The sequence below is a fragment of the Bacteriovorax stolpii genome (assembly GCF_002872415.1).
GTDB classification, from domain to species: Bacteria; Bdellovibrionota; Bacteriovoracia; order Bacteriovoracales; family Bacteriovoracaceae; genus Bacteriovorax; species Bacteriovorax stolpii.
The window spans coordinates 1,517,413-1,528,679 of the sequence record NZ_CP025704.1 but is presented as its reverse complement, the minus strand read 5'-3'; the positions used below and the strand labels follow the sequence as shown (position 1 = coordinate 1,528,679).

At 40.7% G+C, this 11,267-nt stretch carries 10 protein-coding genes; 4 read left to right on the top strand and 6 right to left on the bottom strand.

All coding sequences use genetic code 11. From position 1 onward, the window contains the following. Nucleotides 1-49 precede the first annotated feature (49 nt). Entirely contained in the window at nt 50-175 is a 126-nt protein-coding gene (locus C0V70_RS19280; RefSeq protein ID WP_272868927.1) for a hypothetical protein, read from the bottom strand. Between the two features lie 73 nt (nt 176-248). Further along, entirely contained in the window at nt 249-1,079 is an 831-nt protein-coding gene (locus tag C0V70_RS07620; RefSeq protein WP_102243270.1) for a hypothetical protein, read from the bottom strand. A gap of 84 nt (nt 1,080-1,163) precedes the next feature. Here C0V70_RS07620 and C0V70_RS07615 point away from each other — a divergent pair, with 84 nt between their 5' ends. Next, the gene (locus C0V70_RS07615) at nt 1,164-2,009 is read left to right on the top strand and encodes a LysR family transcriptional regulator (protein ID WP_102243269.1); all 846 of its coding nucleotides are present in this window, start codon (nt 1,164-1,166) and stop codon (nt 2,007-2,009) included. A gap of 30 nt (nt 2,010-2,039) precedes the next feature. Here C0V70_RS07615 and C0V70_RS07610 read toward each other — a convergent pair whose 3' ends face one another. Continuing rightward, the gene (locus tag C0V70_RS07610; RefSeq protein WP_158649613.1) at nt 2,040-3,767 is read right to left on the bottom strand and encodes a M61 family metallopeptidase; all 1,728 of its coding nucleotides are present in this window, start codon (nt 3,765-3,767) and stop codon (nt 2,040-2,042) included. Between the two features lie 100 nt (nt 3,768-3,867). Here C0V70_RS07610 and C0V70_RS07605 point away from each other — a divergent pair, with 100 nt between their 5' ends. Together C0V70_RS07605 and C0V70_RS07600 are read left to right on the top strand one after the other, a co-directional pair. Then, nucleotides 3,868-4,287, top strand: a complete 420-nt coding sequence (locus C0V70_RS07605; RefSeq protein WP_102243267.1) for a HesB/IscA family protein — start codon at nt 3,868-3,870, stop codon at nt 4,285-4,287. Between the two features lies 1 nt (nt 4,288). Next, nucleotides 4,289-5,092 (top strand): LysR family transcriptional regulator, encoded by an 804-nt coding sequence (locus C0V70_RS07600; RefSeq protein ID WP_102243266.1) that lies wholly within the window; start codon nt 4,289-4,291, stop codon nt 5,090-5,092. An 84-nt stretch (nt 5,093-5,176) separates the two neighbouring features. Here the strand turns inward: C0V70_RS07600 and C0V70_RS07595 are convergent, their stop codons facing one another. The 3 genes from C0V70_RS07595 to C0V70_RS07585 are packed head-to-tail and all read right to left on the bottom strand — an operon-like array spanning nt 5,177 to nt 9,583. Further along, on the bottom strand, nt 5,177-6,043 hold the full coding sequence (locus tag C0V70_RS07595; protein WP_102243265.1) for a hypothetical protein: 867 nt from the start codon (nt 6,041-6,043) through the stop codon (nt 5,177-5,179). A 32-nt stretch (nt 6,044-6,075) separates the two neighbouring features. Further along, complete coding sequence (locus tag C0V70_RS07590; RefSeq protein ID WP_102243264.1) at nt 6,076-7,833, bottom strand: FG-GAP repeat domain-containing protein; 1,758 nt, start codon at nt 7,831-7,833, stop codon at nt 6,076-6,078. Further along, nucleotides 7,814-9,583, bottom strand: a complete 1,770-nt coding sequence (locus tag C0V70_RS07585) for an acyl-CoA dehydrogenase family protein (protein WP_102243263.1) — start codon at nt 9,581-9,583, stop codon at nt 7,814-7,816. The genes C0V70_RS07590 and C0V70_RS07585 overlap by 20 nt, the downstream gene beginning before the upstream one ends. 241 nt (nt 9,584-9,824) lie before the next feature. Here C0V70_RS07585 and C0V70_RS07580 point away from each other — a divergent pair, with 241 nt between their 5' ends. Continuing rightward, nucleotides 9,825-11,246 (top strand): PDZ domain-containing protein, encoded by a 1,422-nt coding sequence (locus C0V70_RS07580; protein WP_102243262.1) that lies wholly within the window; start codon nt 9,825-9,827, stop codon nt 11,244-11,246. Nucleotides 11,247-11,267 lie beyond the last annotated feature (21 nt).

The window sequence follows — 11,267 nt, the reverse complement described above, 5'->3', positions numbered from 1 at the left end:
TTGTAAAGTTAAACGGTTAGTTGATAAAGAAGATTTGTCGCAATTTTTCCTAAAGAGTGCGAAGGCACATCATCGCAACCATGGCGAAAAAAAGGAGTAGCGTACCAATTGTTGCCTGCATTTCTTCTGGCATCATAACGATTAATTCCTGACTAATTTTATTTTTCGTCTTCATTTATGCCAAAAAGTTTTAAACCCAGCAAGTCAAAATCTCTGAATGTGTAAATGACTTCCTGGGTTATATTTAATTACTGTCCTACGAGAATATCGTATTGAGCCCTCTCTAACTTGTTAAAAGTATTGAGGATTGTCTCTGTATTGCTTCCTTCTTCACGGTCTTTGAAAAGTTTAGGAAGATCAATTTTAAGCGTGTAATCTTCGTTGTATTGGCTGGCAAAGGTCCCCATTCCAAGTGTATCAACCTGGCCATTTAAGAGCGCACTGACGACGTAGTTTCCAAATTGGAAGGCCTCATATTCATTAATAAGCGTGAGAAAATCACTAAAAGAAGTAATCGCTTTAGCATGGTTCTTCTGCGCACTAAAGGCCGCTTTGTAAGCGCGTGCTATAGGATTATTTAATTTGAAGGCCTCCTGAAACTGCGCCGAATGTCTTGTCTCGTGAATAAGAAGGAGAAGTCCCGCATGAGGGTTGCTATCTTTTTCTAGTTCATCAATATTTAAAAGCACTCTGCCTGCTCCTGGATTTGTCATATCAAAATCAAAGTACGCTTCATTTTTTGTCGTCGTCTTATCAATGATAAGTTCTGGAGCTTTAATTCCCAGGGCCTGTACTTCAAGAGCAAAAACCTGGCGAAGAACTTTTTCTTTTTCTTCCCAAACTAACTCTTTATACTTCTGGATTTTTTCTAGAAGAGCGTTGTCTTCTTTAACTAATTTCACAAAAAGCTCACGCTCTCTTTTGGATTTTTCCCCAATGAGTTTATGAAACTCACTTGCTTCCGGCTGAAGGGCAAAGGCCTCCGGGGCCAGTCTCTGGACTTCTTCATTGGCAAAGTAACGATCAAGAGCAAAAGAATTTTGAATAGATAGAACACACATTAACAATAACATTTTCATGGGACCTCCGCGGATCTTACCATCCCTTTTTTGTTTTTGTTTGGCTGTTGACAAATATCAACAACAAGATAGATAAATATCAACATGGAAAACTTCACAATATCACCTGATGACTGCCTGATCCTGCGCGCTTTTAAAGAAGCGTCTTCTTTAAGGGAAGCGGCAAAAATATTAAACTGCGACCCGGCCGGGCTTCAGCGAAAAACCCAGCGCATTTCTGAAGACTATGGATTGATTCAAAAAATCGATGGCCGTTGGGGGCTTACTGATTCTGGACTTGCACTTGTTGGATGGGTAGAAGAAAGTATCGCCGCTCAAAAAAAAGTGATGCAGGGTCAGTCGACGATTAGGATTGCTTCCACCATGTGGTTAGTTGAGCAGTTTCTCATCCCTCACCTTTCTTTTTTTCCCACGAAGGCCCATTTAAATATCAGCACACCTGGTGGTGATATTGAAAATCATCTTATCACTGGCGCCTGTGACTTTGTTATTGTTTGCCATCCGCCAGAAGACCCGGCGATTGCTCATAAGCAGCTCTTTAAAGAAGAATGGCTGGTCGTGACTCCTGTTTCATGGAAAACAAAAGGTCAGAAACTTTCAATAGACGCTCTGATGAAAAAACCCTTTATCCGCCACGAGCAGATGAATCCGGATATTTTTTCTTTTAGCGATCTTTCTGCGCAAACGGTTTTAACTGTGGATAGTTTAATTGGTGTGCGCTCAGCAGTTCTTAATGGTGTTGGCTGGAGTGTGGTTCCTAAAATTCTGGTGCACGATTTGTTAAAGGAAAAGAAAATCGCTCTCGTTGAGCATGAAATTGAGATGGATAGAAAGATGTGCGTGTGGTGGCTTAGAAGAAGGACTGATTCAAAGAAGCTTTCAACTCAGGTCTGCCAGTTCCTGCAAACCGCTTACGATAAGCTCAAATGAAAAGCGCTCCCGAAGGAGCGCTTTAATCCATTATGGATTAAAAACTTTCACGGCCTTGTCTTTATCGGCCACAGTAATCGCCTTTAGTTTTGCCGGCGTCACTCCAACATTTAAAGTCACAGTCTGAAGACTTGCCAGTCTTGAGATCATGAATGTGTATGACTCATTAGCTCTTAGGTATTTTGCATAATCATTGTAGCGGTCTTTTAGGACACGCATACCGTTGATAGCGATGATTTCATCTCCTGCGTTTAATCCTGCTTTGTAAGCTGGGCCATCAAGAGTCACAGCTCTTACGATCACTCTATCCCCTGAGAACTCAGGATCAAACCCTAGCCATGGTGATTCAGATTTATCCCACTCGAACTTTAATCCGGCCGTTGCACAGATTGATTCAAGATCGATTTCTTCAGTTGTTGAAGTCATTACTTCAAACTTTTCTCTAATATCTTTTCCACCTACTTCTTCAACCATTTTGTAAACCTGTTCTGGGTTTACTCCACGCTCAGGGTGCTTTTTATAGTCATCCCATAAAAGAGTTAGCAGATCGTTAATGCTCTTTCCTTTTTCGGCCAGAAGGATGTTTAAAGCAAAGAAAACAATCCCACCTTTAAGGTAGTAACTCACACTTGAGTTGTTTGAGTTTTCATCCGGACGGTAAAGTTTGATCCAAGAGTTAAAAGATGAATCATCCAGTGAGTGAAATTTTCTTCCTGGAACAGAGAAGTACCTGTTCAGGTTGTCTTTTTGCATTTCTAAGTATTCTTCCATCGTGATCAGACCCGCTCTATAGATGAATAACTCATCCATTAAAGATGTCAGACCTTCAGCAAGCCATAGAAGTTTTGAAGTTGCTTCTTTTAAGTAGTTAAATGGCCCAAGTTCGAAAGGACGAATGCGCTTTACGTTCCATGTGTGGAAGTATTCATGAGATACAAGTGCTAAATAGTTGATGTACCCTTTGCGGTTTGTAATTGCCGTCGGGTCAAATTGCAGTGCTGTTGAATTTGAATGCTCAAGACCACCATATAGACCGGGAACAAAATGAGTCATGAATGTGTATTTTTCGTACGGGTATCCCCCCATAAAATCAGCAATGTGCTCAACGATTTTTTTCGTGTCTTCTTTTAGGTTTTCTTTATGAGGAAGAAGGTTTCCATAGAAGGCCACATCATGAGGGATTCCTCCGGCCATAAAACCATCAGTTTCCTGGCAACCAATTTCAATTGGCGAGTCGATCAGGTCATCATAATTTTTTGCTGTATAGATGAAGGCTTCGCGCTTGACTGAAATATCTTTTAGTCCCGTTGAAACTTTTGACCACGATGGTGGGAAAGATAATTCGATAGTCGGGTCAGTGATATTTTTTCCTAACACGCCCATTAGAAGAGTTGGCAGGTGTAAGAAAGCATGTGAGTCATCAACGTGTGATGTTCTTACTGTTAGCTCATGGCAATAAACATTGTAAGAAAGTGTAAATGTGTCGGCATCCTTAGTGTTTTTTAACTCGCTTTTATTCCAATCGATATTAAAAGTTGAAACATCTGTTTGTTCGAGAAAAAGTCTTTCTCCATTAGCTGTTTCCGCTTTTAAGCTAGATAAATGACGTGAATATTCACGGATTAAATAAGATCCTGGAGACCAACGCGGTAGAAAAAAGTCCAGCGATTTTTCACCAGATTCTTTTTTTCCTTGAATTACAACTCGAACTTGGTGCGTCGAAGGTGTTTCAATTATTAATTTATACGTTAGCTTCATAAAAAATTTCCTTTTTTGACTTGTAAATTCTTTTTTGGTTGGATAGTTACTGGTGCACATACAATAACACTAACGACACTTTTCCGCATGGGATTTTCACATGGGTTTTAAACAAAATAAGGTTAACAAGGACTTGGTCCTTCCACCTGTGATCATGTTTACTGAGCGCGCCCTAGAACAATTAAAATTGATCATCGACAACGATTTTACCTTGGCGGGTAAATACTTTCGTATTGTTGTAAGTGGGAAAGGTTGCGAAGGTTTTACTTACGCAGCAGGATTCACAGATCTTCAAGAAGACGACTTTCAAGTTCGCATTGCTAATAGCAACGACGAAATTTTTGTCGTTATCGATCCATTCGCGGCCTTCTATTTACAGGAAGCTTCTGTGGACTTCATTCAGGATTTCAACCAGGACGCTGAGGGCTTCGTCATTACGAACCACTCTCAAGGCGAGTTCAAAGGAAAATTCTGGAGAGCAAACCCGGAAAAAACTCCTCCCGTAAAAGAAGGGGTTTAGAATGTTAGATTTTCGCTATCTCAAGGCCTTTATGCTTACGGCTAAGTACGCAAGCTTCTCAAAGGCCGCTGAAGAATTAAATATTGCTCAATCAGCTGTCAGCCGTCAGATTAAACTTCTGGAAGACTCACTTCAAGAAGAGCTCATCATTAGATCGAGCAAAAAAGTTATTCTTTCGGAAAAAGGAAAAGAGCTCTACCAGGCCTCTCAAAGTTTTGAGAAGACTTCTCTTCAGATTTTCCAACGCGAAGATCAACTCCCACTTTCTATTGGTATCCTGGAAGGACTGCTTAAGAACTGGTTTACTCCTCTTCTGACAGACTACCTTAAGGGACAAAAGCGCGACGTGACAGTTCACGTCGCCGATATGCCGGAACTTCGTTCAGGAATTGAAGAGAGCAAATTTGACGTGATCTTTGGAACAGAAAATATCCAATCGGAGCTAGTTACATCGCTAAAACTCTTCGAAGAAAAACTGGTCCTGATTTCTAAAAACGAAGTGAACAGAAAAAAACTGAGCGATCACCGCTGGGTTGTTTTCTCAAATAACGATCACCTGTTTAAGCTTTCAAAAACTAAAAGCGAATCTATCGTCATGGTAGACTCATTTACTTCAATCATCTCATTGGTAAAAAACGATGTGGGGATTGCAGTGATTCCAGATCATTTAATCAAGAAAGAAGACCAGCTCAAGGTCCAGGAAATCCCAGGACTGCCCTCATCTCAGATTTATATGAGTACGCTGAACTACAAAAAGATGCCTGAGAGAATCAAGCACCTTTCTGATATCGTTAAGAAAAAGTAGACCGAAAAACAGTCCTGCGGACTGTTTTATATCGCAATGAAACTCACGAAACACTGAATGCCGCAATTTTGAGTTCGGCCTACATTATTTAGCTTTCTTTTGATCGACGAGCGGCTTGTTTTTTACGTTATCCAGGCTCTCGAAATAATCGTGAAAGTAACCGCTAAAGAAGTCATTGGCCTTCTTAAAGTCAGCACTGTTTGTGTTGAAGAGGTTAATGGCATTATATGGACTTGAGTCGTATGGTCCAAAGCGCCCGGCCTGAGTGACAAAAACCATGATGTCTTTTTTTCCTTTCTTCATTGGCATGTAAGTCGCAATCCAGGTGTCGATATCAACACTTCTACCAAGGTTCGTATCAAGGACGATCCATCCTTTTTCAGTGTACACCATCGTGGCCACGTGGTGACCCCACACTCCCATATCACCAGCGATCCAGATCTTTTTAACTGAATCAGGGTGCACTTCTCTTACGATCGCTTCCATATGAGCAATGGTTGCACGCCCAAAACAAAAACCAATCGTGCCTTTTGGATCGTAACAATAGTGGTTCTTATTGACGTTAGAATCGGCCATGGCACGATAAATCACGTTGGCATCATCCATGGGAATAGCTTTGATTTTTCCCGGTACATCCTTTGGTTCAAATGGATCTTTTAAAAGCTGCTTTAAATTGGCATTGTTTTTTAAGATTTCATCATTTGAAATTCGTCTTTGGATTTCGATTAAGTTATCACCACCATACAGCCCTTCAAGCTCCTTAAGAGATTTAGCATTAGAGAAGACTTGAGCGGCCGGACCGTAGTGAGTTTTGTAATTCATGATGTTGCTCATGGCCTCAAAACAAGTCTGAAAATTCGCTGGGTCTCTCTCTGGAGACTCAACATGAAGAGGTGTTTGTGAGCAGCTAAAAAAAGTAAAGAGAACGACTAGAGGTATTAGTTTTTTCATACCTACTTCATCGGAGAATTGTTCTTAGAGTTTTAATAACAATTTTTTGATCTTGGTAGCACGCGACCATCTTCGCAAAGGTTTAATTCTAAATGCTTACCTTTTCCTGAGAGTTTTTGTAGGTTATACTTTCGTACCAGAGGTGCCACTCGGCCTAGGCGGTCTTCACTGCCAATGCTCCATCTGACTTCAACCTCCTTAGGGGTTTCATGTCCGAAAGCAAAGTAAATACCTTCTTCATTTTGTGAAGGAAGAGAACCATAGGCGTAGTTGGCCTCGCCGAAATATTTTGTTTTAGTCGTTGAAAAAGTCAGTGTTGAAGAGATGCCATGGAAGTTGCTCTTCTTTCCTTGAAGGTGAAAACGCATTGAACCCTTCCCTTCACGTTTTGTTTGGTTTTCAAAAATATAAAGACGAGTGTTGATATCTCCGGCGCGAACTTTACTTTGCCCGGAAATAAAATCCATCACACCATCACCATTTAAATCGATCGTCACAATCCCCGATGGATTCATCAGGTTGATCCCCAGCTCTTTTGCTTTATCGTCGTAAGCGTGGTCTGGCTCCTGTTCAAAGAAGACCAGTCGCGAAGAAGGAGGAAAACCAGAGTTGGCGATTAAAAGATCGTTTAAACCATCAAGGTTATAATCAATCCATGCTCCTCTTCTATCTCCCTCTGACCAATTCTCTTGTTTATCCTGAAGGAAAAATTCCGAGCGGATAAATTTTGGTGGAAAAGTTTTTACTGAACCAGTCAGTACTGCTGATTTGTCGCGGGATTCAGGGTCGCTGTCGCGGGCCAGGTTTCCAACCACGATATCAACAATTCCGTCGTTATTGTAGTCGCCACATAAACTAAAAAATGAATTTCCTCCGCCCTTTTGATCAGCAGATCCTTCATTATCGGCCGCATAACCGGACTCCATTCCGTAGTTAACGAAATTTTTCCCATCGATATTAAGCCACAGCTTATTGTAATATCCGTTTGAATTGCTGGTCATAATATCAGGAAGACCATTTTTATCCACGTCGCACACACTTGCTCCAAAAGTTGGTGTGGCATTCGAGTAAATCTTGTCCGATTTATTATAGTCGTATTCGCCTCTTAACTGGCTTCCTAGATCGGTGAACTCAAACCCTTTTCCCTGAAGCAGATAATCTGTCACAGGTTTGGGATTGTTGTCTTTTTGTGAAAACCAATTGGCCAGATAAAGATCAATTTCACCATCAAGGTTGAAATCTAGTGGCACGATACTCGCCGTTGGAAGAACTCCCGTTGGCAAAGATGACTTGGCCTGATAGCGAAGCCTTCCGTTTTCTACGATACCTTTGTAAACGCGCCCAGGATACTGGGTCATCTCACTTCTTTGGTTGAGATTTCCAACGATGACATCATAGATACCATCATGGTCCAGGTCGACAAAGTTGAGGTAACTTGCTCGCACAATTTCATTAAAAGGGTTTTCCCCTAATTTGAATTTTTTTTCTTTTTTATTGAAGTAATAGAATTTTGGAGAAGCGTAAAAATCATCAAGGATCACCAGGTCTGTGGCCCCGTCATTGTTGACATCGACAGCATAAAGATGAACTGCTGAAATATCTTTAAGTCCATACTCTTGAGTCTTATCGACAAAAATTCCGCCTGATCTTTCAGGGGCAATATCGTAAGGAATCGACTGCTCACGAGGGCCGCCGAGATCTTTTATAGGCTGAATCTTTTTTTCAGCACACCCTGAGAGCAAAACCCCCAGGAGTGCCAAATAAAGGGACTTAGAAGTCGATGATGTCAAAACCGTATCCACCATTTTTTACAACTGTTTCAGAAATCTTGATAACATTTTTGTCGTTGTTTTTTGACATTGCCTTCAGGTTTCTCTTAATTTTTCTTCCTGATTCATTACAGATGTATTTTGTTAAACGAAGTACATAGTCTTTTTGCTCTTGAGTTGCTTTTGAGCTGTTAAGAATAGCTGTCGTTCTCGAAATACAGGCAAGAATGATATAAAGGTCGATAACCATATCTGCAAGTCGACCTTGTGGAAGTTCATTATCAATGATGTTTTTTCCATACTTGATCAGCGTGTCTTCTACGGCAATGGCAAATCGACCAAGCATAGAAGAGAACTTCTCTGCCTGCTCTTTTAGCTCAGGGTGAGCTTTTGTAAGAGCTTTTGATCCCATCATATGAGACATTCTCTTTCTGGCAAATTTTGTAAAGACACCAAGAGACTTAATAGGGTCCTGAAGCGCCTTTGAAACGTCAGTCACTTTTCCAAGCTCTTTCATTTCTTCCGATGGTCCTCTTACTCCTGATAGAGCAAGAAGTGCGCGGAGAATTTCGTTTGTTCCTTCAAAGATCATGTTGATGCGAACATCTCTCATTAATCTTTCGTAAGGGTACTCTTTCATATAACCGTTACCGGCCGCAATTTGCATTGCCATATCAATGCTTGCCCACAGAGACTCTGAGCCGTAAATCTTACAAACAGCTGTCTCCATGTAATAATCGTTCATGCCTTTGATCATGTTCCCTGTTGTCAGGTAAACCATGCTCTCTGCTGCATAAGTCATCGCCGCCATTTTTGTCAGCTTATCCTGAATTAATCCAAACTCTGCAATCGGGCGGTCGAATTGTTTTCTGTTTGTTGCGTGAGCTGTGGCCATTTCAAGAATCATTTTCATTCCAGAAACACATCCTGCTCCAAGTGAAAGACGTCCAGAGTTAAGAACGTTCATCGCGATCTTAAATCCTTTTCCTAATTCACCAAGAATGTTTTCTTTTGGAACGACAACTTTATCAAAATAAACAGCACGTGTTTCACTCGCACGAATCCCCATTTTGTTTTCTTTTTCACCAAAAGAAAGTCCTGGAGATCCACCTTCTACGATAAAGCAGGAAATTTTTTCCACTGTCTTACCGTCAACAACGTGTTCTGTTTTACAAAAAACTGAATAAAAACCTGCCAGACCACCATTGGTAATCCAAAGTTTTTGTCCGGTAATAGTGTATGTTCCATCCTTATTATCAACAGCTTTTGTTTTAATTGAGTATGCATCCGACCCAGAACCTGGCTCAGTTAAACAGAAAGCAGCAATCACTTCACCACTTGCCAGGCGAGGAAGCCACTTCTTCTTTTGCTCAGGTGTCCCTTCATTTAAAAGAGCACGGTAACCAATCGACTGGTGAGCCCCGATCATCGTTGCCACTGAACCATCATGACTTGCCACTTGAGCAAACACGCGACAGTAAAGTGAGTAATCAAGCCCCAGGCCACCTAAATCCTCAGGAACTCCCAGACCTAAAAGGCCCATTTCTGCGAGTCCTTGAATCACTTCTTTTGGAAGGTGAGCTTCTTTATCAAATTTCTCACCATTGATATTATCTTTTGCGAAAGCATCAACTGCTGCCGTCATTTCCTTGGCCATTTCAACTTGAGAGTCTGAAAAGTGTGGAAAAGGAAAAACCAGGTTTTCGTTGATTTCACCGAAAAAGAGAGAGCCTACTACCGATTCTAATTGTCCGTTCGAATTACTTGCCATTTTTGATCACCTTTTATGATTGAAACGTTGAATTTAATACATCTACTAGGATACTCAATCTTTCTAAAAAGAGAAATGAAAACAAAGACCAACTTGTTCACTCGGGTACAAAAGAATCTTATTGCTACAAGTCTTCTAACTTCTTAGAATAGAAGAATAACTATAAATTTGATCCACCATGGATGGTGAATTTGAAAGCTTTATTAATGTTGTTCAAAATTAACATGATGTTAAAACAAATATGAAAAAATTTAATTTCAATTTTAAGTTCTTAGATCGTTTCAAAAAGTCTAAACAAGACCAGGAAGAATTTCTTGAAGAAGAAACTGATCAGACAGACACAGAGTACAATCAAGAAGACGACGACTCCCCTGCACAATTCACAGAAATGCGCAGAGACGCACAAGAGTCTGAAGAGATCTCTGCTGATGAGTCTTACACCGATGAAAATCCTGAAGTTTTTGCAGAAAAAACTCTCGGAAATTACAACCTCAATAAATTTAGAGAACAAAACCAGCACCTGGTGAATGACTATAGTGAATCAGATAAAACTGATCACAATATGAGTTTTGAAGAAATGGAAATGGACCCGCCTGAAAAGCCGGAGTCTGTTGGCCGTTTTAAGTTTAAATTCCCTAAATTTGGTGCCGGAAGTGGCGAGCGAATCAGAGAGAGATTCTCTGGTGCTTCTCCAATGAAAAGTATCGATAAGTTCAGTTGGAACGATTTCATTTTAAAACTCTTCTCCCCTTACACTCGTGGAAAAATCCACGGTGTATTTATCATTCTTCTCGTTGTGACTTTCACTTATTTAATTGGTAAAACAGCTGCGCTTTTTATCGGCCGCGGAACTCCGATGGTTTCAACGGTGAAAGGAAATATCAGCGTGCCTATTGAAAAATCGGACACGACTCTTCAAGACATCAACCGCATTTCTTCAACGAATCTTTTTAACGTTAAAGAAAGCGATAAGGCCTCTGATAAAGGTCCAAAGATCGACATCGCCAGCATCGTTTGTACGGATGCAGAACGCCCTACTTCTGAACCGCTAAAACTTCTGGATACTATTGTTCTTCAGGACTCGGTAAAATCTGTGGCCTCTGTTCAGGTTCGTGGATCAAGTGAGTTGGTAAACGTTAGAGAAGGTGAACAATTAAACAACGCCGTTGAAGTTTCAAGAATCAACCGCATGAAAATCATCCTAAAGAACCTGACAACTGGAGAATGTGAATACATCGCCAGCGAAGAAGAAGATGCACCGGTAATGCCTCCGATGAAAATCGTTTCTCCAAAAATCGGGCAAAAAATGTTTAAGAGTTTAAACCCAAGCATTAAAAACGTGGGGAACTCTTTTAAAATTAAGCGCGCTTTCAGAGACAACATGATCAGCAACATGAGTGAAGTTCTGACTCAGGCAAAGGCGGTGCAAATCACAAATCCAGATGGCTCTCTGGCATTTAAGATGACGGAAGTTGTTCCAGGCTCAATCTACTCTCAGCTTAATATCCAGAACGATGACGTCATCACGTCAATCAATGGAAAGAAAATTGAAAATCTCAATGAACTTATGACTCTTCTTGGACGAATCAAAGAAATTGACCAGTTCCAGATCGGCCTTAAGAGAAATGGAATGAACGAAACATTAGAATACGGGTTTGAATAAAAATATTTAATTTGGACGTTT